This window comes from Klebsiella sp. 141251, from assembly GCF_050600725.1.
GTDB classification, from domain to species: Bacteria; Pseudomonadota; Gammaproteobacteria; order Enterobacterales; family Enterobacteriaceae; genus Klebsiella; species Klebsiella aerogenes.
The window spans coordinates 32,238-54,324 of sequence record NZ_JAQIRG010000006.1 but is presented as its reverse complement, the minus strand read 5'-3'; the positions used below and the strand labels follow the sequence as shown (position 1 = coordinate 54,324).

The 22,087-nt window shown below is 55.8% G+C and carries 19 protein-coding genes; 12 read left to right on the top strand and 7 right to left on the bottom strand.

Annotated elements, in window-relative coordinates:
• The first annotated feature begins 10 nt into the window (after positions 1-10).
• The 3 genes from fucP (at position 11) to envZ (ending at position 3,653) form a co-directional block, all read left to right on the top strand.
• Positions 11-1,234 carry an L-fucose:H+ symporter permease gene (gene fucP / locus PGR09_RS14705; RefSeq protein ID WP_063415087.1) on the top strand — a complete coding sequence of 408 codons (1,224 nt, stop codon included), beginning with the start codon at positions 11-13 and terminating at the stop codon, positions 1,232-1,234.
• A 341-nt stretch (positions 1,235-1,575) separates the two neighbouring features.
• On the top strand, positions 1,576-2,295 hold the full coding sequence (gene ompR / locus PGR09_RS14700) for an osmolarity response regulator transcription factor OmpR (protein WP_001157751.1): 720 nt from the start codon (positions 1,576-1,578) through the stop codon (positions 2,293-2,295).
• Positions 2,292-3,653, top strand: a complete 1,362-nt coding sequence (envZ, locus tag PGR09_RS14695; RefSeq protein WP_015369373.1) for a two-component system sensor histidine kinase EnvZ — start codon at positions 2,292-2,294, stop codon at positions 3,651-3,653. The genes ompR and envZ overlap by 4 nt, the downstream gene beginning before the upstream one ends.
• A 221-nt stretch (positions 3,654-3,874) precedes the next feature.
• Here the strand turns inward: envZ and pckA are convergent, their stop codons facing one another.
• The 5 genes from pckA to PGR09_RS14670 all read right to left on the bottom strand — a co-directional run bounded on the left by pckA (position 3,875) and on the right by PGR09_RS14670 (position 10,027).
• Positions 3,875-5,494, bottom strand: a complete 1,620-nt coding sequence (gene pckA, locus PGR09_RS14690; protein ID WP_045375850.1) for a phosphoenolpyruvate carboxykinase (ATP) — start codon at positions 5,492-5,494, stop codon at positions 3,875-3,877.
• A gap of 357 nt (positions 5,495-5,851) precedes the next feature.
• The gene (hslO, locus tag PGR09_RS14685; RefSeq protein ID WP_015703666.1) at positions 5,852-6,730 is read right to left on the bottom strand and encodes an Hsp33 family molecular chaperone HslO; all 879 of its coding nucleotides are present in this window, start codon (positions 6,728-6,730) and stop codon (positions 5,852-5,854) included.
• A gap of 26 nt (positions 6,731-6,756) precedes the next feature.
• Entirely contained in the window at positions 6,757-7,158 is a 402-nt protein-coding gene (gene hslR, locus PGR09_RS14680) for a ribosome-associated heat shock protein Hsp15 (RefSeq protein ID WP_047078886.1), read from the bottom strand.
• Positions 7,155-7,838, bottom strand: a complete 684-nt coding sequence (gene yrfG, locus PGR09_RS14675) for a GMP/IMP nucleotidase (protein ID WP_047047984.1) — start codon at positions 7,836-7,838, stop codon at positions 7,155-7,157. The genes hslR and yrfG overlap by 4 nt, the downstream gene beginning before the upstream one ends.
• Positions 7,839-7,897: 59 nt before the next feature.
• Positions 7,898-10,027 (bottom strand): intracellular growth attenuator family protein, encoded by a 2,130-nt coding sequence (locus PGR09_RS14670; RefSeq protein WP_047078887.1) that lies wholly within the window; start codon positions 10,025-10,027, stop codon positions 7,898-7,900.
• A gap of 285 nt (positions 10,028-10,312) precedes the next feature.
• Between PGR09_RS14670 and nudE the strand changes: the two genes are divergently transcribed.
• Positions 10,313-10,873: an ADP compounds hydrolase NudE gene (gene nudE, locus PGR09_RS14665; RefSeq protein ID WP_015703662.1), complete on the top strand. Its 561-nt coding sequence runs from the start codon at positions 10,313-10,315 to the stop codon at positions 10,871-10,873.
• A gap of 514 nt (positions 10,874-11,387) precedes the next feature.
• Here nudE and PGR09_RS14660 read toward each other — a convergent pair.
• Together PGR09_RS14660 and mrcA are read right to left on the bottom strand one after the other, a co-directional pair.
• Positions 11,388-12,392 (bottom strand): hypothetical protein, encoded by a 1,005-nt coding sequence (locus tag PGR09_RS14660; RefSeq protein ID WP_047078889.1) that lies wholly within the window; start codon positions 12,390-12,392, stop codon positions 11,388-11,390.
• Positions 12,393-12,632: 240 nt separating this feature from the next.
• Positions 12,633-15,191 carry a peptidoglycan glycosyltransferase/peptidoglycan DD-transpeptidase MrcA gene (mrcA, locus tag PGR09_RS14655; RefSeq protein WP_430916267.1) on the bottom strand — a complete coding sequence of 853 codons (2,559 nt, stop codon included), beginning with the start codon at positions 15,189-15,191 and terminating at the stop codon, positions 12,633-12,635.
• Between the two features lie 214 nt (positions 15,192-15,405).
• Here mrcA and pilM point away from each other — a divergent pair, with 214 nt between their 5' ends.
• The 8 genes from pilM (at position 15,406) to damX (ending at position 22,014) form a co-directional block, all read left to right on the top strand.
• On the top strand, positions 15,406-16,191 hold the full coding sequence (gene pilM, locus PGR09_RS14650) for a pilus assembly protein PilM (protein ID WP_213292990.1): 786 nt from the start codon (positions 15,406-15,408) through the stop codon (positions 16,189-16,191).
• A 2-nt stretch (positions 16,192-16,193) separates the two neighbouring features.
• Positions 16,194-16,733: a PilN domain-containing protein gene (locus PGR09_RS14645; RefSeq protein WP_396279348.1), complete on the top strand. Its 540-nt coding sequence runs from the start codon at positions 16,194-16,196 to the stop codon at positions 16,731-16,733.
• On the top strand, positions 16,717-17,154 hold the full coding sequence (locus PGR09_RS14640; protein ID WP_047065860.1) for a hypothetical protein: 438 nt from the start codon (positions 16,717-16,719) through the stop codon (positions 17,152-17,154). Before PGR09_RS14645 ends, PGR09_RS14640 begins: the two co-directional genes overlap by 17 nt.
• Entirely contained in the window at positions 17,144-17,545 is a 402-nt protein-coding gene (locus PGR09_RS14635; RefSeq protein WP_047065859.1) for a HofP DNA utilization family protein, read from the top strand. The genes PGR09_RS14640 and PGR09_RS14635 overlap by 11 nt, the downstream gene beginning before the upstream one ends.
• The gene (gene hofQ, locus PGR09_RS14630; protein WP_430916266.1) at positions 17,457-18,698 is read left to right on the top strand and encodes a DNA uptake porin HofQ; all 1,242 of its coding nucleotides are present in this window, start codon (positions 17,457-17,459) and stop codon (positions 18,696-18,698) included. The genes PGR09_RS14635 and hofQ overlap by 89 nt, the downstream gene beginning before the upstream one ends.
• 269 nt (positions 18,699-18,967) lie before the next feature.
• On the top strand, positions 18,968-19,489 hold the full coding sequence (aroK, locus tag PGR09_RS14625) for a shikimate kinase AroK (protein WP_002920267.1): 522 nt from the start codon (positions 18,968-18,970) through the stop codon (positions 19,487-19,489).
• A 53-nt stretch (positions 19,490-19,542) separates the two neighbouring features.
• On the top strand, positions 19,543-20,637 hold the full coding sequence (gene aroB / locus PGR09_RS14620; RefSeq protein WP_015369386.1) for a 3-dehydroquinate synthase: 1,095 nt from the start codon (positions 19,543-19,545) through the stop codon (positions 20,635-20,637).
• Positions 20,638-20,721: 84 nt separating this feature from the next.
• Positions 20,722-22,014 (top strand): cell division protein DamX, encoded by a 1,293-nt coding sequence (gene damX, locus PGR09_RS14615; protein WP_049060882.1) that lies wholly within the window; start codon positions 20,722-20,724, stop codon positions 22,012-22,014.
• The last annotated feature ends 73 nt before the right edge of the window (positions 22,015-22,087 follow it).

Here is a 22,087-nt window from a genome sequence, read left to right as displayed (position 1 = left end):
GGATCTCACCATGCTAGTGAATAAAACGGCGGAGCCGCTGGCGGCCCGCGCCGGGGCGACCCCTAATCTGCGCTGGGCATTTATGCTGGTCACCAGCCTGTTCTTTATGTGGGGGCTCTCTTACGGCCTGCTCGATGTTCTCAATAAACACTTTCAGGAGACCCTGCACGTCACCAAAGCGCAGTCCGGTTTACTGCAGGCGGCCTATTTTGGCGCCTACTTCCTGGTGGCGCTGCCCGCCGGCTATTTTATGGATAAACGCGGTTATAAAGCGGGGATCCTGGTCGGTTTGTGCCTGTATGCGCTTGGCGCGCTGCTGTTTGTGCCGGCGGCGAGCGTGAATAGCTTTGCGCTATTCCTCTTCGCGCTGTTTGTGATTGCCTGTGGATTAGGTTGCCTTGAGACCGCGGCGAACCCTTATGCGACGGTACTTGGCGATAGTAAAGGCGCCGAGCGGCGGTTGAATCTGGCGCAGTCGTTTAACGGACTGGGGCAGTTTATTGGCCCGCTGATCGGCGGCACGCTGTTCTTTTCAGCCACTCAGAGCAATACCGGCGATCAGAGCTCGGTAAAAATCACCTATGTCGCTATCGCCGTGCTGGTGCTGGCCATCGCGCTGCTGTTCCGCCGCACGCCGATGCCGGATATTCGCGAGGATGAGGGCAGTCAGCAAGAAGCGGCACAAGGGCTGTGGCAGCATCGCCACTTTACCGGCGGGGTCATCGCCCAGTTCTTTTACGTTGCCGCGCAGGTCGGCGTGGGTGCGTTCTTTATCAACTATGCGACCGAGCACTGGCATGGCGTGACAAACCAGCACGCTTCCTATCTGCTGTCGATTGCGATGATTAGCTTTATGGTCGGTCGTTTCTTCAGTACCTGGCTGATGGGGCGGGTGCAGGCGGCGACGCTGCTGATGGTGTATTCGTTGGTCAATATCGTGCTCTGCGGTCTGGTGATGATGAGTATCGACGGCGTGTCGGTGGTGGCGCTGATTGCGGTCTTCTTTTTTATGTCGATTATGTTCCCGACCATTTTCGCGCTGGGCGTTAAAAATATGGGCAGCCATACCAAACGCGCCAGCTCGTTTATGATTATGGCCATCGTCGGCGGGGCGATTATGCCTTACTTCATGGGGGCGCTGGCCGACCGCTACAGCACCGCGCTGGCCTATGGGTTGCCGCTGCTATGCTTCCTGGTGGTGCTGTGGTACGGCATGAGCCAACGACGCGCGTAAGCGGCAAAATTAGCTAAAAAGGCGGAGGAGACCCTCCGCCTTTTTCTTTTTTGTCGCGCCGGTGGTAAATTTTGCTCAGAATGACGGGTTTACCCTAAATAATTCGAGTTGCAGGAAGGCGGCAAGTGTGTGAATCCCCAGGAGCATAGATAACTATGTGACTGGGGTGAGCGCACGCAGCCAACGCACGTGCAACTTGAAGAATGACGGGTATAAACTGCTGTTTAATATGCTTTGTAACAATTTCGACTAGAATATATACCAGATTTGGCTGGTCGTATTAGCGTGGGTTTTTAAGAATACGCACTAACGATTGCAGTGAACCTTTGGGAGTACAAACAATGCAAGAGAATTATAAGATTCTGGTTGTGGATGACGACATGCGCCTGCGCGCGCTGCTGGAACGTTATCTGACCGAGCAGGGCTTCCAGGTTCGTAGCGTGGCGAACGCCGAACAGATGGATCGCCTGCTGACCCGTGAATCCTTCCACCTGATGGTGCTGGATCTGATGCTGCCGGGCGAAGATGGTTTATCTATCTGCCGCCGTCTGCGTAGCCAGAGCAACCCGATGCCGATCATTATGGTGACGGCGAAAGGGGAAGAAGTGGACCGTATCGTGGGCCTGGAAATCGGCGCCGATGATTACATTCCTAAACCGTTTAACCCGCGCGAACTGCTGGCCCGTATCCGCGCCGTGCTGCGCCGCCAGGCGAACGAGCTGCCGGGCGCGCCATCGCAAGAAGAAGCGGTGATTGCTTTTGGCAAGTTCAAACTGAACCTCGGCACCCGCGAGATGTTCCGTGAAGATGAGCCGATGCCGCTCACCAGCGGTGAGTTCGCGGTATTAAAAGCGCTGGTTAGCCATCCGCGCGAGCCGCTGTCCCGCGATAAGCTGATGAACCTTGCCCGCGGCCGCGAATACTCGGCGATGGAGCGCTCCATCGACGTACAAATCTCCCGCCTGCGCCGCATGGTGGAAGAAGATCCGGCGCACCCGCGCTACATCCAGACCGTTTGGGGACTGGGCTACGTCTTCGTACCGGACGGTTCTAAGGCATGAAGCGCGTGCGTTTTTCGCCGCGAAGCTCATTTGCCCGCACCCTGTTACTGATCGTCACCCTGCTGTTCGTCAGCCTGGTGACGACCTATCTGGTGGTGCTGAATTTCGCGATCCTGCCGAGCCTGCAGCAGTTTAATAAGGTGCTGGCATACGAAGTCCGTATGCTGATGACCGATAAACTGCAGCTGGAAGACGGCACCCAACTGGTGGTTCCGCCGGCGTTTCGCCGCGAAATTTACCGCGAGCTGGGGATTTCGCTCTATTCCAATGAGGCGGCGGAAGACGCAGGGCTGCGCTGGGCGCAGCATTATGAATTCTTAAGCCAGCAGATGGCGCACCAGCTTGGCGGGCCGACCGAAGTGCGGGTTGAGGTCAACAAAAGCTCGCCGGTGGTGTGGCTGAAGACCTGGCTGTCGCCGAATATCTGGGTGCGGGTGCCGCTGACTGAAATCCATCAGGGCGATTTCTCGCCGCTATTCCGCTATACGCTGGCGATAATGCTGCTGGCCATTGGCGGCGCGTGGCTATTTATCCGTATCCAGAACCGGCCGCTGGTCGACCTGGAGCACGCCGCGCTGCAGGTCGGACGTGGGATTATTCCGCCGCCGCTGCGCGAATACGGCGCGTCGGAAGTGCGTTCGGTGACCCGCGCCTTCAACCATATGGCCGCCGGGGTCAAACAGCTGGCGGATGACCGTACGCTGCTGATGGCCGGGGTCAGCCACGATTTGCGCACGCCGTTGACGCGGATCCGGCTGGCGACGGAGATGATGGGCGAACAGGACGGCTATCTTGCCGAGTCGATCAATAAAGATATCGAAGAGTGCAACGCCATCATCGAGCAGTTTATTGATTACCTGCGCACCGGCCAGGAGATGCCGATGGAGCTTGCGGATCTCAATGCCGTGTTAGGCGAAGTGATCGCCGCCGAAAGCGGCTACGAGCGGGAAATCGCCACCGATCTGCAGGCCGGAGAAATTCCGCTGCGCCTGCATCCGCTATCGATTAAACGCGCGCTAGCCAATATGGTGGTGAACGCCGCTCGTTACGGTAAGGGCTGGATTAAAGTCAGCAGCGGCAGCGAAGCCAGCCGTGCCTGGTTCCAGGTGGAAGATGACGGCCCGGGAATTAAACCGGAACAGCGCGAACATCTGTTCCAGCCGTTTGTGCGTGGCGATAGCGCCCGTAGCACCAGCGGCACCGGGCTGGGGCTGGCGATAGTGCAGCGTATTATCGACAATCATAACGGTCGCCTGGAGATTGGCACCAGCGAACGCGGCGGCCTGCTGATCCGCGCCTGGCTACCAATTCCGGTGCATCGCGCGCTGTCGCCGGCGAAGCCTGCGAAAGAGAGTTGATTAGCGTATAAAAATAAAAAAGCCGGGCATCGCCCGGCTTCAGACTGCTGACAAAGAAGGAAAAAGCGTGGTTTTTCCTTCTTTGTGGTTATCAGCCGAAAATCAATAAATTGATTTTCCTTGTTATTTGTCTCTTGCAATCTGTAAGTCCAATGGTTGCATGAGGTTTGTCATCAATCTCAAGCCGGGCATCGCCCGGCTTTGTTGTCTCTGCGACCTGATTAACGCTTCGGACCAGCCGCAACCAGCGCAGCGCCGGCCGGGGTATCGGTATATTTCTCGAAGTTCTCAATAAACAGTTTCGCCAGCTGATCGGCTTTCTCCTGCCACTGCTCCGGAGAACCGTAGGTATTACGCGGGTCGAGGATATGGGTATCGACGCCCGGCAGCTCGGTTGGGATCTGCAGGTTGAACATCGGCAGAGTGAAGGTTTCGGCGTTATCCAGCGAACCGTCGAGGATGGCGTCGATAATCGCGCGGGTATCTTTAATTGAGATACGCTTGCCGGTACCGTTCCAACCGGTGTTGACCAGGTAGGCCTGGGCGCCGGAAGCCTGCATGCGTTTTACCAGCACTTCGGCGTACTGCGTCGGGTGCAGCGACAGGAACGCGGCGCCGAAGCAGGCGGAGAAGGTTGGGGTCGGCTCGGTGACGCCGCGCTCGGTACCGGCCAGCTTGGCGGTAAAGCCAGACAGGAAGTGGTACTGAGTCTGGTCAGCGGTCAGGCGTGAAACCGGCGGCAATACGCCAAAGGCATCGGCGGTCAGGAAGATGACCTTGGTAGCGTGACCGGCTTTCGACACCGGCTTAACGATATTTTCGATATGGTCGATCGGGTAGGAGACGCGGGTGTTCTCGGTCTTCGAACCGTCATCAAAATCGATGGTGCCGTCAGCCAGTACCACGACGTTTTCCAGCAGCGCATCGCGGCGGATCGCGTGATAGATATCCGGCTCGTTGGCTTCCGACAGCTTAATGGTCTTCGCGTAGCAGCCGCCTTCGAAGTTAAACACTCCATCATCATCCCAACCGTGCTCGTCATCGCCAATCAGGCGGCGTTTCGGGTCGGTGGAGAGGGTGGTTTTACCGGTGCCGGACAGGCCGAAGAACACGGCGACATCGCCTTTTTCGCCGACGTTAGCGGAGCAGTGCATCGAAGCGATGCCCTGCAGCGGCAGCAGGTAGTTCATGATCGAGAACATCCCTTTCTTCATTTCGCCACCGTACCAGGTGCCGCCGATAAGCTGGATGCGCTCGGTCAGGTTGAAAGCCACGAAGTTTTCGGAGTTCAGACCCTGCTCTTTCCACTGCGGGTTGGTGCACTTCGCGCCGTTCATGACGATAAAGTCCGGCTCGAAGGCTGCCAGCTCTTCTTCGCTCGGGCGAATGAACATGTTCTTAACAAAGTGTGCCTGCCAGGCGACTTCAGTAATAAAGCGCACGCTGAGGCGGGTGTCGGCGTTGGCGCCGCAGAAGGCGTCGACGATAAACAGGCGTTTGCCCGACAGCTGGTGAGTCACCAGGCCTTTCAGGTGCTGCCAGGTTTCCTGGGAGAGCGGCTTGTTGTCGTTCTTGCCATTGCCTTTATCAGACCACCACACGGTATCGCGAGTGGTATCGTCACGGACGATATATTTATCTTTCGGCGAACGGCCGGTGAAAATGCCGGTATCGACGGCGATGGCGCCAAGATTGGTTAATACGCCACGCTCATAACCTTCCAGTTTCGGGTCGAGCTCTTCCTGATACAGCGTATCGAAGCTCGGGTTGTGGACAATTTCCTGGACGTCATTGATACCGTAAGCCTTGAGATCCTGCGGGGTTAAACTATTAACGCGCATGTCACTGCTCCTTAGCCAATATGTACTGCTTTAAATTGTAGGGTTTCTTTCAGGGAATAGACCGCGACCAGGCTCATAGATTTACGTATCTCGACAAACGCCTTTCTTACGAAAAACACAGTGACTCCTGTCACGAAGTGCGCGTGATTATCTCAGGAAAACGGCCGCAGGTGGCGATAGATGTTTCCGAATGGTTAAAAAGTAATTAAAAAAACTGCTGAAATGTGAATGTAATCGCTTTCTTGAAAGAAAGTTACGTAACTCTTTCAGTGAAAATCGATTCAACACGCGGTCGAAATAGTTGACGCCAGGCGCGGCGGGTTAGAAAAACCCGGCAACGCCCGGCGAGAGGGGCGATTAGTGTACCTGCGGATCCGCCGGCGAGGCGTTATTACGGATCTCGGCGATATCCATCGCGTTGAACAGGTAATGATTACCGCAGTAGTCGCAATGCATATCAATTTCGCCTTCGTCGGCGAGGATGCTGTCGACTTCTTCATCCGGCAGCGTCTTCAGCGCATCGGCGCAGCGCTGGCGAGAACAGGTGCATTTGAACTCGACGTCTTGCGGGTCGTATACCGTCACCTCTTCCTCATGGTACAGGCGCCATAATACATCGGTCGCCGGCAGGGTGAACAGTTCTTCCGCCTTGATGGTCTCGGTCAGGGTCGCCAGATGCTCGAAGTCGTTAAGCTGCGCGTCCTGAGCCGGCATCACCTGCAGCAGCATGCCGCCGGCCACCGCTTTACCGTCGTGCTCGCCGGTACGAATGAACAGACGGGTCGGCAGCTGTTCGGAACGCTGGAAGTAATCTTCCAGGCATGCCGCCAGGGTATCGCCTTCCAGGCCAACAACGCCCTGATAGCGCTCGCCTTCCTGTGGAGAGATGGTAATGACCAGATAGCCGTTGCCGACCAGCGTTTTCAGGTCCGCGCCTTCCGGGATTTCACCCTGAACGCGAGCGACGCCGCGCAGCTGCTGCTGGTTATTGCCGTTGATCACCGCCAGCGAGAGCGGGCCGTCGCCCTGCAGCTGAACGGTAATATCGCCGGCGAATTTCAGCGTGGCGGTCAGCAGGCTGGTGGCGACCAGCAGCTCCGACAGCACGGTTTTCACCGGCTGCGGGTAGCTATGGTTGGCCAGGATCTGTTCCAACGTGTCCGATACGGTGACCAGTTCACCGCGCACGGCATAGTTTTCAAACAGATAACGATGTAATTGATCGTGTTGAGTCATAATCATCTCTCTTGCTGGCGGCAGCGCTATTCGCTGTCGCCGTGTTTAAATCTCATCAGGTCGCGGCGCTCTTTTTTGTCCGGACGTCTGTCTGGGTGAGGCATCGTGAGCGCATTCAGCTTACGCGCCAGCGCCACTTTTTCGCGTTTCTCGATACTCTCCGCCGTCTCTTCGTACAGCATAACGGCTTCGCTGGCTGGCCTGCGCTGTTCGGTAACGCTTTTGACGATAACGGTGCGCTCGTCGTTGCCCTGGCGCAGGGTCAGGGTGGCATTCAGCTCGACGATTTTGCTCGGCTTACTACGTTGTCCGTTGTAGTGCACCTTGCCGCCTTCAACCATTTCGCGCGCAATGGCGCGAGTTTTATAAAAGCGGGCTGCCCAAAGCCATTTGTCCAGCCTGACGCTTTCATCGGGCTTATCTTTCATGGCCTCTCCTCCGGAGTCAGGGAAGGGATCAGCCGCCGGTAATCGTTCACGCCAGGATGGCGGGCATACTGTTTTTCCGCCAGGCCGGAATCCGGATTGGTGACGCCCAGGCAATAACGAATGCCGAACTGCGCCGCCGCGTCCAGGATAGCCTCGCTGTCATCGACAAACAGCGTTTTGCGCGCATCAAGGCCGGTTTCTTCCGCCACCGCGCGCCACAGGCGCTGATCCTCTTTCGGATAACCAAATGTGTGGGTGGAAAGTAATAAATCAAGGTGCGCGTCCAGACCGGTGTGCTTAAGCTTCACCGCCAGATTATGCGGGTGCGCGTTGGTCAGCAGGATGCGGCGCTTGCCGCTGGCCCGCAGCGCATCAAGGAATGGCACGGTATCTTCCCGCAGTTTGGCCCGCGGTCCCTGCTCGCTGGTCATCGCACAAATATCCAAACCCAGTCGCTCGCTCCAGTAATCAAGACAGTACCAGTTTAGCGTATGCTGCACGGCGTGATACTCCTGGTGCATTGCCGCTTTGGCTTCCTGCAGGTTGAGTCCGCGCGCGGCGCCCCAGGTTTCCGGGACCAATTTTTGCCAGAAGTAGTTGTCGAAGGCGAGGTCGAGCAGCGTACCATCCATATCCAGCAGAACGGTATCAACCTCCTGCCACGCGATATTGATTTGCATGGTGAGTCTCCAGCGAGGGGGAAATGCGCGACAGGGTATCACACCCTGCCGCGCAGGAATTAATCTTGATGATCCGGGGAAGGGATAAGAACCGGATTCAGGCAGCTTTCATAATATTTTTGAATTTCTTCCATGCGCAGGCGCTGGCGCTGATAGCGGCGGATCGCCTGCACGCCGTGCCACGACATACAACCAAGCATCGCCAGCAGCAGCAGAGTGGTGCCAAGATAGCGCCACAGCCCGCTGCGATCGGGAATGCGGTGCAGGTTGATATGCTGGGTGCCATTGGCGTCGGTATAAAGATTAGTGACGATCCCCTCCGCATGGAATGGCGTGTGCATCAACATGCCCGCCAGGCGCTGCAGCTCGCCCCACTGCTCGTGGGCGGGATAATCGTACAGGCTGATAGCCGGCCACGGCTGATTGACCAGTTCGCTGCCTTCATCGCTGGCGATCAGGAATCCGCCAGGGGCCGGGCTATTTAGCGCCTGCGCCGCGCGGGAGGTTTCACGCATCACAAACGGCGCGGTGGAAGTGGTCACCAGATTCTCCAGCGATTCGGCGCTTACCGGGCGCAGCAACACGTTCACCCCATCGAGCTTACCGGCGGTGGCGCGTTTGGTTAGCGCTTCCCAGTTGCGGGTATTGCCAAGGTTGACCAGCGCGTTCTTCAGACGCACGCAGTCATCTTTCGCCGAGCAGAGATCGTTGGTTTTCAGCACGATATCGCCGAAGTCATCCAGCAGCACCATTCCTGATTTCTGAATTGCCGAACGTAATGCCGGGCTAACGTGCGAATCGTCGTCCGGGTCAGGATGCAACTGGCGCTGTACCGCCTGGACTAGCGCCGTGGCCTTCCCGACGATATCGGACTCCGGCAGCGGCAGGGGAGGCGCGTCGTTCCAGATGATCTGCGAACAGTCGAACGGCGTAAACGGTGACGCGTCTTTTGCGCTCCAGGCGCCCGGCGTACGGATGTTGCACATTCCGGTACCTTTTAACTGCAGCGTGTCGCCGATACGCACTTTCGCCTTTTCAAGCTGGCCGACGGTGGTGGCTTCGATGGTCTGCGCCCCCTTAAGCCAGGAGAGGGTGAATTTAAAGGGCATATTCAGCGGTACGCTAATCCACAGCATGATGACGACCAGCAGCGCGCCGGCGGCGATAATCGCGCTGCGCAGCCAGTACTGCAGCGGGAAGTGTTTCACTTCATCGTGCAGCGACAGGAATCGCCCCTGGCGAACAACGTGGCGGTTAAGATAAATATCAATATCGGTTTGCTGCCCCAGATCCTGGGCGATCCACGGTTGCCAGTGACGCGGATAGATAAGGTCGATAATCCCCAGCGAAATATTATTAACGTGTTCCTGGTCGTTCTCGCCAAACAGTCCCCAGCGTTTCGGCATCCCGCGCAGGCAGTGGATTTCGCGTAGCGAACCGGCCAGCGGCGGCGCGTAAATGCCCCATACGCCCGCGGCCAACAGCAGCACGCCGCCGCCGAGCAGCCACGGCGCGAAGACATCCGGGGAGATCAGACAGCAATAGAACAGCAGGAAGGCTGCGACAATCATGATCCCTTCGCGCAGGCTGTCAGGACGGCTGAGGGCATGCTCTTCCTGGGTTTCCTGGCGGATATTCAGCAGTTCGACCTGTTCACTCTCTTCACCGCGAATCGACGCCTGGGTAGCCGACGCGCGTTCAAGCGCGTAGCCGCGGGCCTCCTGCGGATAGTCGCGCAAGGTGTGGTCGTTGAGAACAATCACCAGCGGCAGGCTATCGGTTGGGATCAGCGAGACGCTGTTCTCGTCGTTGATATGCTGTTCCCAGAACGGCGGCAGATGAACCTCCACCGAGTCGAGGAAGTATCGCCATTTGTTGGGCTCATCAGACGAAATGCCGTAGCGGGTGACGGCGCGGGTGACGGTATAAACGGTGTCGCTCTGCTCATTCAGTTTCAGGGCGACAGGCGCGACGCTGGCGCCTGTCGCCGGTACCTGTTGCGACTGGCTGAGGCCATCGAGATACTTTTCGACCGCCTGGCGTTCATCATCAGAAAGCTTGCGGGTCGTCGCGTCGCTAAAGGCTTGCAGTAAGGGGAGGCGACGACGTCTGGCATGAGATCGATACCACCACCCGATAAGCAAGACACAGAGTAGCAGAGCTGTGAAAAAGGTCAGAAAGGTGCCCATGCCCATCCCATCGTCATAGTAATTTTAATTGTTTATCGGCACATGTTGTCTAATGCAGGAAATTTTATTGTGCAATGCAGCAGCATGTAAGCTTATCAAAAACGGGAAAACTCAGGAATCGGTAAATTCTCAAAACAAATTCAACCTATTGACTTTTTTATCTTTATGAATCTTTGCATTGCAAGCAAAACGTTGCAACTATGTAAATTAGTGGCAATTTGGATTGCCGAAACCGTGCTGCGTATCGCACAATGACTTCTGTAATCACAGCATAGACCGATGACAATGAGCAAATCATTACAAAAACCCACCATTCTCAACGTTGAAACGGTAGCGCGTTCGCGTCTTTTTAATGTTGAAAGCGTGGACCTGGAGTTCAGCAACGGCGTGCGTCGCGTTTATGAACGCATGCGGCCCACCGCGCGTGAAGCCGTAATGATTGTGCCGATTGTTGACGACCACATTATTTTAATCCGCGAATATGCGGTCGGCACCGAATCCTACGAGCTGGGTTTCTCCAAAGGGCTTATCGACCCCGGCGAAACCGCCATGGAAGCCGCCAACCGCGAGCTGAAAGAAGAGGTGGGTTTCGGCGCCCGTCAATTGACCTTCCTGAAGAAGCTCAGCATGGCGCCATCTTATTTCTCCAGCAAAATGAACATCATGGTGGCGGAAGATCTCTATCCGGAATCGCTGCCGGGCGATGAGCCGGAACCGCTACCGCAGGTGCGCTGGCCGCTGTCGCAGCTGATGTCGCTACTGGAAGAAGAAGACTTCAATGAAGCGCGTAACGTCAGCGCGCTGTTTCTGGTGCGTGAATGGCTACAGGCGCAGGGGCGTTTGTAAGCGGCTAACATTGTTGTCGCCATCGTCAAAGCCATTTTCGCTGAAAGTGGCTTTGACTTAAACCTGCTGGAAACATTGCTGGCGCTTTACTGATGGTGAAGAAAACGAAAGTTATGCCAAACTTAGTACGTGAATAATTGAAGCGGTAATACAAGGAATAAGAACTAACATTACAGATGTCTTCCAGAAAAAACAGAATTTCTTCATCCATTCTATTGATAATGTTGGTTTTTGTAAGAAGAATGAATATGCGTTGCTTTCTTTTGTGATGAAAAGGATTTTTTTATTTTCTTTTAATCCCAGAAAGAAACGTGATACAGGATAAGCTCCAAAAAAACCAGTCATCGATTGGATGTTGTATAGCATTGGGAATTCAAGCTTGCTTGCTAAATAACTTTCTAAGATGGCACTATATTCTTTTCTGTGAGAAATGAATATGAAATACGAGACGATCATTAACAGGATGCCTATCACACAACAAATCAATAACGCATAGCTCAGGTATTGCATATTACTAGTATCCTGTTAATTCCAATATTTTTTTTGACGAGTACTCGCCGAATTTACCACCTATATATCCTCCGGCAAGACCCCCGATAATCGCGCATGGCAATGCCCCCGTTCCAGCTGTTGCTAGCCCTACGCCCACGCAAAGGGCTACTGCGCCGGTGGAGCCATAAGCACCTCCGGCTAAACCTAACGTCGTGCTTGCACCAAATTTAAAATATTCTTTAAATGCTGTATTACCACATTCACTTTCTCTTCCAGTAGTACAAGATTTTATAATGTTATTTGTTGCCCCAGCAAACGAAAATGCAATGCCAATATATCCGCCATACTTTAAAAAGCGGGCCGCTCTGGCAGCATTACCGGTATAGGTGGAATATCCAGGGATAGCACCTACTCCAACCGTTGACCATTCATGGACAATTGAACGACTGGATAGGTTTAATGCTCTTCGCATATCCTCATATGGCCGGAATTTGATTGAGTGTTTTGCTAAATATTTAATAATAGGTTTATTAACTAATATTTTAAGTTCAGCCAGTAGTTGATTTCTCTCAACAAAAAACTGTTGTCCTATAAGCGTACCTTGCGTCCGAAACTGATTTTGATAGCTGGCCTCTATTTTTTTTAGCGTGGTTTCTATAGCTTTGAAGTATTTTTCTCCAGCATCCCCGATAGCGCCAAAAATTTTATCTCCTGCAGTCGTTATTCCGGCAATCATTCCATAGTTTCTTTGAAGAAAACTGGCCTCATCGGTACTGACTCCTACCAGATTGTTATTTACCTGTTGTTTTGCCTGATGGAGCAAACGGAGTGTCTGTTCTGTCATCGTGCTATTTGGGTCGGCGACAATGAGTATTTGCCCGGGTTTGACCCAGGGCGTACCTGCATTTAGCTGTTCAAAGTAACGCGCGGCACTGCTATTGCGGTTTCGGAATAACAACCCAGCTTGAAGAGATATAGAGCCCGGCTGTTCGACTATACAGTAACCAGGAGCTAGTTTTCTTGACATAAAAAATCCTTGTCTTAGTTGTTTCCATGGAAAGGGACATCGGAAGTTTTTTAGAACAGTAAGCCTTTTTTTGTCTGAGATAGCAATGATAGAAGGCCATCAGCAACCTGAGAGCCTGCTGGAATTCCTTGCCCATAAAAAAACTGCACCTTACTTCGTTGGGTGTCCAACTTTTCGGGTGCAGTTCATTTCGGCGGTTTTTTTGCTGCTCTCAGGCCACCTTTTAGAAAGTGGTTTTCACTAGAACAACTCGTGGGTTTCGCCACCGCTATCGGTAATGGTGGTGCCGACTTCGCGCACCGCCTGATGGGTAGGCTGCGTGCCCTCGATGAAGTACTCGGCGCGGCTATTGCCGCCGTTAGCCAGTTGACCTGTACTGCGGTCGATATTCACCGTCACAATACCCGGCGGCGGCGTTAACGGCTCTTCCGGCACGCCTTCCAGCACCCGTTTCATAAAATCATCCCAAGCCGGTTGGGCGCTTTTAGCGCCGCCTTCATAACCCGAAATCTGATCTTTAATCGCGCCGGAAGCGGTGGTACGGCCCAAATCGCGACGGTGGTCATCGAAACCAATCCACACCGAAGTCACTACGCCCGGACCGTAGCCGGAGAACCACGCGTCTTTCGAGCTGTTGGTGGTACCGGTTTTGCCGCCGATATCATGACGCTGCAGATCGCGGCCCGCACGCCAGCCGGTGCCCATCCAGCCCGGTTCGCCGAAAATATTGGTATTCAGCGCGCTCTTAATCAAGAAGGCCAGCGGCGTGTTGATAACATGCGGGGCATACTCCGGCGCGCCGCTTTGCGCGACCAGCGACTGATTAGCCTGCTCAAGCTGCGGCTGCGGCGGGACGTCGCCGTTTTGCGGCTCCTGAGAGGTGGCGACCTCTTCGACATCCTGGTTTTCCAGCACGTTGGATTTCGGCGTATCGCCGTAGATCACCGGCGAATTACACTGCGGACAGGCGACCTTAGGCCGCTCTTCAAACAGCACGCCGCCCTGGTCGTTCTCGATCTTGCTAATGAAGTACGGGTTAATCAGGAAGCCGCCGTTAGCCATTACCGAGTAGCCGCGGGCGACCTGTAGCGGAGTAAAGGAAGCGGAACCCAGCGCCAGTGATTCGGTATGGACGATGTTCTGCGCCGGGAAGCCGAAACGCTGCAGATACTCTGCCGCATAATCGACGCCCATTGCGCGCATCGCGCGCACCATCACCACGTTCTTCGACTGACCTAATCCCTGACGCAAACGAATAGGGCCGGCGTACTGCGGCGGCGAGTTTTTTGGCCGCCAGTCGGAGCCCGCGCCGGCATCCCAGCGGGAGATCGGCACATCGTTAAGCATACTGGCGAGAGTTAAGCCTTTGTCCATCGCCGCGGTATAAAGGAACGGCTTGATATTGGAGCCAACCTGACGCAGCGCCTGGGTAGCGCGGTTGAATTTACTCTGATTGAAGTCAAAGCCGCCGACCAGAGCGATAATCGCGCCATTTTGCGGGTTGATAGAGACCAGCGCGGAGTTCACTTCCGGCACCTGCGACAGCCACCATTTGTCGCCCTCTTTGCGCACCCAAATTTGCTGCCCGGTCTGAATGACGTCGGTCACTTTGCGTGGCGTCGAGCCTTGTTGCGTATCGGAAACGTAGCGACGCGCCCAGCGGACGCCATCCATCGTTAACGCCACCGACGTGCCGTTGCCCAGCAACGCGACGGCTTCCTGCGGGTTCGCGGAGGTGACTACCGCCGGCGCCAGCGGGCCGACGCCCGGCAGTTTTTTCAGCGTATCGAGGATTTTTTTGTTATCCCACGGGGTCTCGCCAACTTTCCACAGCACGTTGGCCGGGCCGCGATAGCCGTGGCGCATGTCGTAATCGAGCACGTTTTTACGCACCGATTGCTGGGCGGCCTGCTGGTTTTTACGCGTGATGGTGGTGTAGACGCGATAGCCGTCTTCGTAGGCCTGCTCGCCGTAGCGGTTGACCATCTCCTGACGCACCATTTCGCTCAAATACGGGGCGGAGAAGGCGATTTCCGGCGTGTGATAGCTGGCGTCAATCGCCTCGCTGCGCGCCTGATCGTACTGTGCCTGGGTGATATAGCCTTCGCCCAGCATACGCGACAGCACCACGTTGCGACGCGAGGTCGCGCGTTCCAGCGAATAGAGCGGGTTAAAGGTGGAAGGCGCTTTTGGTAGACCGGCGATGACCGCCATTTCGCTCAGCGTCAGCTGATCGACCGTTTTACCGAAGTAAACCTGCGCGGCGGCGCCGACGCCATAGGCGCGGTAGCCGAGGTAAATTTTATTGAGGTAAAGATCGAGAATTTCGTCTTTATTCAGCAGCTGTTCGATGCGGATCGCAAGGAAAACCTCTTTGATCTTACGCGTTATCGTTTTTTCCGGGCTGAGGAAGAAGTTACGCGCAAGCTGCTGAGTAATGGTACTGGCGCCCTGCGAGGCATGGCCTGAGAACATCGCCACGCTGGCGGCGCGGAAAATCCCCACCGGATCGACGCCATGATGCTCATAGAAGCGGCTATCTTCAGTCGCGATAAACGCTTTTATCAGCTCCGGCGGCATCTGCTGCAGAGTGACGGGGATGCGGCGCTTTTCGCCATATTGCGCAATGAGCTCGCCGTCCGCGCTATAAACCTGCATCGGGATCTGCAAGCGCACATCCTTTAAGGTCGCGACGTCGGGGAGTTGCGGCTCTATAAATTTGTAGAGGCCATAAATCGAGCCTGCTCCCAGCAGAACGCAACAAACTGCAAGGATAAAAAGATACTTTACGAACTTCACCGGAGAATTCCCATTTAGTTTTATTTGGGCAGTTTATAAACAAACGCGCGGTAGTATAAAGGCAAGCCAGGAGCATTGATATACCCTCACGGGGCGGCTTGCTGGCGCTATGCCTTCCAGACGGCGTGTCGATCGACGCTAAAAGCCCCCATTTCGCCACATGGTATATCCAGGCTGCTCCTTGAATCGTAATCGCGGATAAGGAGATCTAAGCATGACTTTCAGAAATTGGCGTATAGGAATTCACATTCAACAGGATAGCGTCGTCATAGTGGCACTATTGTACGAACGTGGACGCTGGGCGTTGCGTCGCTGGTGGCGAATTCCGCTGCCGCCCGGCCTGGTGGCGCAGGGCAGCATCGTTGACATCAATGAGGCGGTGAAGCGGTTACGTGATTGGCGCCGCGAGCTGCCGTTACAGCATCAGGTGTGCATTGCGCTTCCTGCCAGCCGTACGCTGCAAAAGCAGTTGCCGGCGCCACAGGTGTCGCTGCGGGAAAACGAAAGAGCAATGTGGATAGCGGGTACGATGGCGCGTCAGCTGGAAATGCCTGCCTCTTCGCTGTGTATCGATTACACCGCCCGCGCGGCTAACGATGGCTGGCAGGCGACGGCGGCTCAGCGTTTGGATATCGACGCGCTGCGTCAACTGGCTCGGCGGCTGAAGCTGCGCCTGGCGGCGATCGTGCCGGATGCGGCTGCTCTCACTTCTTTTTTTCCCTGGCTTACTGACGCGACTCAGGGATTGGTCTGGCAGGGGGACGCGCAGTGGTTATGGGCGACCCAGGAGCGCTGGGGCTATTGTCCATGCGCTGAAGCCCCCTCTTTCTCGCACTTAACCTCGCGCCTCAACGATGAACAGTTTCAGCTCTGTAGCAGCCTGCCGTTGGCGGAAAATAGCTTTGATTGCTGGAGTGTGATCCACCGCCTGCAGCCGCCGCTTCCCGCCTGCGGCGATCGCTTTGCTATCGCGCTTGGTTTGGCGCTGGGAGGTAAATAACCATGGCGCAGCCGATTAATCTTCTGCCGTGGCGCGAGACGCGACGGCGGCAACGCTTGCGTCTGGGCGGGCTGCTGGCGGTAGCGATGGCGTTAAGCATCGCCGCCCTGACGATAGCTGCGCGTACGTTACGCCAGATGGACGCGGCGCAGCAGGCGATGCATACCCAGGCCGACAATCTGCTTTATTCCACGCTGTTGCAACGCGAGCGGGAGATGCGCGAAGAAATACAGCGCGGTGAGCGACAGGCACGGCAAGCGCAGCGGCGAGCCGAAATGCAGGCCTGGCAGACACGATTGCTCACGTTAGCGTCGCTGTTGCCGGAGCCGCTGTGGTTAACCAGACTGGACTACCAACCGCAGGGCATCACCCTCAGCGGCCTGGCGCTGAACCTCAAGGCGGTGGTGGCGCTGGAAAAGGCGCTTGGCAAGCTGGAGGGGTTTCAACCGGCGATGGCAGGAGGAACGCATCGCGATACACAGGGACGCTGGTCATTTAGCTTTTTTCTACCTGGAGACACTGCCGATGCGGACAGCGATTGAACGCCTGCAGGCGCTGCGCGGATGGCCGTTAGCGTTACTCTGCGCCACAGTTTTGGCCGCGGCAGTGTATCTGGCGTTTTCGCTGGTTGTTGTCAGCGCTTCGCAGCCCACGCCGCCGCCCCTACAGACGCAATGGCGGCGAGTAATGCCGCTGCGGGCCACGCTGCAGCAGCGCGTGGTTGATGATTGGACGGCCCGGCGTTTTTCACCGCTGGAGCCACCCGTGGCCGGTATCTTGTTACAGGCCTGGCAACCGCGAGGGCGAGGCGGTGAGATGCTGGCGGCGGTTAAGTGGCAGTCGGTGCCGCCGCTGTTCGCCTGGCTTGCCGATTGCGGGGTACACGCTAGCGCTTTTTCATTAAATGATGAAAAAGGGGTGCTACAGATGTCGTTGCAACTGGAGCGCGACGATGAAATATAAAGGATGCATGCTGCTGCTGGTTTGCCCGCTGCTGGCAGGAGCGCGCGATCCTTTTTTACCGGTCGAGGACCACTGCCAGACCGCGCAGCTGACGCAGTGGCGTTACGGCGGCGGGGTTGGCCGCCCGGCCCAGTGGCTGGGTCTAGTTCAGGATCATACCGGTCAGTGGCGGCGTGTACGAATTAACGACGTTTTGCCTGGCGGCTGGCGAATTCGACAGCTAACGGCAGAAACATTAACTCTGGAGGCCAATACCGGGTGTGAACCCGCACGCTGGGTCTGGTCACGTAAGGAAAGCCAACATGATGCGAAGGATAAGCCTGCTACTTCTGCTGCTGCCGCTGCTGGCCGCGGCGGCGAAAAAAGAACCGCCGGTATCGCTGGTGGTTGATGATGTACCGGTGGCCCAGGTACTGCAAAGCCTGGCGGAAATGCAACATCTTAATTTAATCGTGGCGCCGGAGGTCAGCGGCACGCTGTCGCTCCACTTAAATAGCGTCCCCTGGCAACAGGCGCTCCAGTTGGTTCTCGATAGCGCCGGACTGACAATGGCCCGTCAGGGCACGGTGTTGTACATCCACACGCTGGCGTGGCAGCAAGCGAAACGGACGCAGCAGGAAGCCGAGCAGGCTAAACGCTGGCAGAATCTGCCATTACGTAACCACAGTATCCCGCTGCGCTATGCCGACGCAGACGAACTGGCGAAATCCGGGGGCAAGCTGTTGAGCGCCCGCGGCACGATGACCGTCGATCGGCGAACTAATCGTCTGTTAATCCGCGACGACGATCGGCATCTGCCGGCGCTGAAGGCGTGGGCTGAAGAGATGGATCTGCCGGTCGGGCAGGTGGAGCTGGCGGCGCACATTGTGTCAATGAGCGCGACCAGCCTGCGTGAGCTTGGCGTGAAGTGGAGCCTGGCGGAGGCCAGCAGCACGCCGGGGATGGGGAAAATTACCAACCTGAGCAGTAACCTGGCGGTGTCAGACGCGACCACCCGCGGCGGGTTTAATATCGGCCGGATTAACGGGCGACTACTGGAGCTTGAGCTTTCCGCGCTGGAGCAAAAGCAGCAGGTGGACATCATCGCCAGTCCGCGCCTGCTGGCGTCGCATATGCAACCCGCTAGTATCAAACAGGGCAGCGAGATCCCCTATCAGGTCTCCAGCGGAGAAAGCGGCGCCACCTCGGTTGAGTTTAAAGAGGCGGTCCTGGGTATGGAGGTGACGCCGACGGTGCTACAGCAGGATCGCGTGCGCCTGAAACTGCGCATTAGCGAAAATACGCCAGGCCAGGTTTTGCAGCAGGAAAACGGCGAAGCGCTGGCAATTGATAAACAAGAGATTGAAACCTTAGTCGAGGTGAAAAGCGGCGAGACCCTGGCGCTGGGCGGTATTTTTTCACAGAAGAATAAGTCGGCGCGCGACAGCGTGCCGTTGCTTGGCGAAATCCCCTTACTCGGGCAGCTGTTTCGCCATGATGGTAAAGATAATGAACGACGTGAACTGGTTGTCTTCATCACGCCGCGTATTCTGGCAGTACATTAAGCGGGTTTTTCATGCTAAACACGTTTCAGGTGTTTGACGCGGGGACGGATTTAGCATACAAGGGGTACCGATTTGAGAGTCGGGTACGACATCAATCCTCCCTTTATGTCCGGTGATTTTATTCTGTTGCCAAACCAGCCGGAGTATTGAGATAATTTTTAGTCTGACTCTCGCTCTATTGCATATGAGGTTTCAGTTCATGTCCTGCTGCGCTGGGTGTCTGCGAAGCGGGTTTATCATTAACGAATAGTCTTAGTAGTACCGAAAAAATGGCAGAGAAACGCAATATCTTTCTGGTTGGGCCTATGGGTGCCGGCAAAAGCACTATTGGGCGCCAGTTAGCCCAACAGCTCAACATGGAATTTTACGATTCTGATCAAGAGATTGAGAAACGCACTGGCGCAGACGTCGGCTGGGTCTTCGATGTCGAAGGCGAAGAAGGCTTCCGCGATCGTGAAGAAAAAATCATCAATGAGTTGACGGAAAAACAGGGAATCGTACTCGCCACTGGCGGCGGCTCAGTAAAATCCCGTGAAACGCGTAACCGTCTCTCCGCCCGCGGCGTGGTGGTCTACCTGGAAACAACGATCGAAAAACAACTTGCTCGTACGCAGCGCGATAAAAAGCGTCCTTTATTACAAGTAGATGCGCCGCCACGTGAAGTTCTTGAAGCGTTGGCAGATGAGCGTAATCCGCTGTATGAAGAGATTGCCGATGTGACTATCCGCACCGACGATCAAAGCGCGAAAGTCGTTGCAAACCAGATTATTCATATGCTGGAAAGCAACTGATTCTGGCTTAATAAAGTGCGTCAGAGTAAAGCAACTGAGGTGGACGTCGCGTTATGGAGAAGCTGACTGTAACTCTCGGGGAACGTAGTTACCCGATTACCATCGCGGCTGGTTTGTTTAACGATCCAGCTTCTTTTCTGCCACTGAAATCAGGCGACCAGGTTATGCTGGTCACCAATGAAACGCTGGCGCCGCTTTATCTTGATACCGTTCGCTCCGTACTGGAGCAAGCGGGTGTCAATGTCGACAGCGTGATCCTGCCGGATGGCGAGCAGTATAAAAGCCTGGCGGTGATGGATACGGTATTTACCGCGCTGTTGCAAAAACCACATGGCCGCGACACCACACTCGTGGCGCTCGGCGGCGGCGTGGTTGGCGATTTAACTGGTTTTGCCGCGGCGAGCTATCAGCGCGGCGTACGTTTTATTCAAGTTCCCACCACGCTGCTTTCGCAGGTGGACTCTTCGGTTGGCGGCAAAACGGCCGTAAACCATCCCCTCGGTAAAAATATGATTGGCGCCTTCTGGCAGCCGGTTTCCGTGGTCGTCGACCTTAATTGTCTCAAAACATTGCCGAAGCGCGAGCTCTCCTCCGGCCTGGCTGAGGTCATTAAGTACGGCATTATCCTCGACGGCGAGTTCTTCTGCTGGCTTGAAGACAACATCGATGCGCTGATGGCGCTGGATGAATCAGCGATGGCGTACTGTATTCGCCGTTGTTGTGAGCTAAAAGCCGAAGTTGTCGCTGCCGACGAGCGCGAAACCGGGTTACGTGCTTTACTGAATCTGGGACATACGTTTGGTCATGCTATCGAAGCTGAAATGGGCTACGGTAACTGGCTACATGGCGAAGCTGTGGCGGCAGGAATGGTCATGGCGGCGCATACGTCCGAGCGTTTAGGGCAGTTTAGCGCGCAGGATACGCAGCGTATGATTGCGCTGTTGCAACGTGCAGGGTTGCCGGTACGCGGGCCGCAGGAAATGTCTGCAGAAGCGTACTTGCCTCACATGATGCGTGATAAAAAGGTACTGGCAGGCGAAATGCGCCTGGTATTGCCGCTCGCTATAGGAAAGAGCGAGGTCCGCGGCGGAGTGTCGCACGATGTAGTTCTTGGCGCGATTGCTGATACTCAGCAGGCGCAACAATAAGAAGGTCTAGCCGCGTCCGCGCGGCGTTATCATTTCGGGCAACATGCAATAATCGTGAGCATAAGCCTTTTAGTGGGGTGTTAAATGGATGATTTCAAACCAGAAGACGATATGAAAGCCGATCGCAACGATCGTCGTACTGGTCGTTCCCGTCAGTCTTCCGAGCGTGACGCCGATCCGCAGATCAATTTCGACGATCTCGATCTCGAGGCTGATGAAAGCCGTCCGACGCGCGCGAACAAAGCCCGTCGTGAACGCGATGAAGAAGAGTATGAAGAGGACCTTGAGTCCGAAGAAGAAGCAGAAGAAGAGCAGCAGGTTGAACGCCGTCCGCGTAAACGCAAAAAGGCCCCTGCTAAACCGGCTTCCCGCCAGTATGTCATGATGGGCGTCGGGGTGCTGGTACTCCTGCTGCTGATTGTCGGCGTGGGTTCGGCGCTGAAATCGCCATCTTCTTCCAATGAATCCGCTTCTGGTGAGAAGAGCGTTAACCTGTCAGGCGATCAAAGCATGACCGCTGACCAGAACAACAATGCCGCGCAGCCGGTCGATCAAACTGCGGGCAACACCAACCAGCAACAGCCGCAGGACGTTTCTCTGCCGCCGATCGCCTCTAATCCGACTCAGGGTCAACCCGCTTCTGAGCCGCAGGGCCAGCAGCGTGTGGAAGTTCAGGGCGACCTGAACAACGCGCTGACTCAGCAGCAGGGTCAACTGGATAGCGCCGTTGCTAACTCCACCTTACCGACCGAACCTGCGACCGTTGCGCCAATGCGTAATGGCGCCGCGCCGCGTCAAACGACCGAACGCCAGACGGCTGCCGCGCCGCGTCCTGCCGAGCGTAAACAGGTGGTGATTGAACCGAAACCGCAAAGCAAGCCGCAGGCGACCGCCAAAGCGCCGGTTGAAACCAAACCTAAGCGCGTAGAGAGCGCGCCGGTGGCTGCCGCCAGCAAGCCTGTAGCCACTGCGCAGACTAAACCGGCTGCGACAACCGCGCCAACGGCTACCGCGACTGCGCCTGCCGCAACGACCTCCACCCCGGCGGCTACTGCGCCTGCGGCGACCGCAGCGGCTGGTAGCAAAACGGCTGGCGATGTTGGTTCGATGAAGTCTGCGCCGTCAGGCAACTATACGTTGCAGCTCAGCAGCTCCTCTAACTACAACAACCTGAACAACTGGGCGAAGAAAGAGAAGCTGGAAAAATATGTTGTCTATGAGACGACTCGCAACGGTCAACCGTGGTATGTGCTGGTCAGCGGCATCTACGCTTCGAAAGATGAAGCGAAACGTGCCGTTGCCACGCTCCCTGCGGATGTTCAGGCGAAAAATCCATGGGCAAAACCGCTGCATCAGGTACAAGCTGACCTGAAGTAATGCCGCGAGTAGTCTTAAGCGCAGGATGCTGTCGGAGCGATTTCTCCACAGCCGGAGAAAGTGTAATTAGTTA

Excerpts from the sequence above, each read along its gene's own strand:
- fucP (WP_063415087.1), top strand. The coding sequence starts at position 11 with ATGCTAGTGAATAAAACGGCGGAGCCGCTGGCGGCCCGCGCCGGGGCG.
- envZ (WP_015369373.1), top strand. The coding sequence starts at position 2,292 with ATGAAGCGCGTGCGTTTTTCGCCGCGAAGCTCATTTGCCCGCACCCTG.
- aroB (WP_015369386.1), top strand. The coding sequence starts at position 19,543 with ATGGAGAAGCTGACTGTAACTCTCGGGGAACGTAGTTACCCGATTACC.
- pckA (WP_045375850.1), bottom strand. The coding sequence starts at position 5,494 with ATGCGCGTTAATAGTTTAACCCCGCAGGATCTCAAGGCTTACGGTATC.
- PGR09_RS14645 (WP_396279348.1), top strand. The coding sequence starts at position 16,194 with ATGGCGCAGCCGATTAATCTTCTGCCGTGGCGCGAGACGCGACGGCGG.
- ompR (WP_001157751.1), top strand. The coding sequence starts at position 1,576 with ATGCAAGAGAATTATAAGATTCTGGTTGTGGATGACGACATGCGCCTG.
- PGR09_RS14670 (WP_047078887.1), bottom strand. The coding sequence starts at position 10,027 with ATGGGCACCTTTCTGACCTTTTTCACAGCTCTGCTACTCTGTGTCTTG.
- damX (WP_049060882.1), top strand. The coding sequence starts at position 20,722 with ATGGATGATTTCAAACCAGAAGACGATATGAAAGCCGATCGCAACGAT.
- pilM (WP_213292990.1), top strand. The coding sequence starts at position 15,406 with ATGACTTTCAGAAATTGGCGTATAGGAATTCACATTCAACAGGATAGC.
- hslR (WP_047078886.1), bottom strand. The coding sequence starts at position 7,158 with ATGAAAGATAAGCCCGATGAAAGCGTCAGGCTGGACAAATGGCTTTGG.
- aroK (WP_002920267.1), top strand. The coding sequence starts at position 18,968 with ATGGCAGAGAAACGCAATATCTTTCTGGTTGGGCCTATGGGTGCCGGC.
- PGR09_RS14640 (WP_047065860.1), top strand. The coding sequence starts at position 16,717 with ATGCGGACAGCGATTGAACGCCTGCAGGCGCTGCGCGGATGGCCGTTA.
- hslO (WP_015703666.1), bottom strand. The coding sequence starts at position 6,730 with ATGACTCAACACGATCAATTACATCGTTATCTGTTTGAAAACTATGCC.
- nudE (WP_015703662.1), top strand. The coding sequence starts at position 10,313 with ATGAGCAAATCATTACAAAAACCCACCATTCTCAACGTTGAAACGGTA.
- PGR09_RS14660 (WP_047078889.1), bottom strand. The coding sequence starts at position 12,392 with ATGTCAAGAAAACTAGCTCCTGGTTACTGTATAGTCGAACAGCCGGGC.
- hofQ (WP_430916266.1), top strand. The coding sequence starts at position 17,457 with ATGATGCGAAGGATAAGCCTGCTACTTCTGCTGCTGCCGCTGCTGGCC.
- PGR09_RS14635 (WP_047065859.1), top strand. The coding sequence starts at position 17,144 with ATGAAATATAAAGGATGCATGCTGCTGCTGGTTTGCCCGCTGCTGGCA.
- yrfG (WP_047047984.1), bottom strand. The coding sequence starts at position 7,838 with ATGCAAATCAATATCGCGTGGCAGGAGGTTGATACCGTTCTGCTGGAT.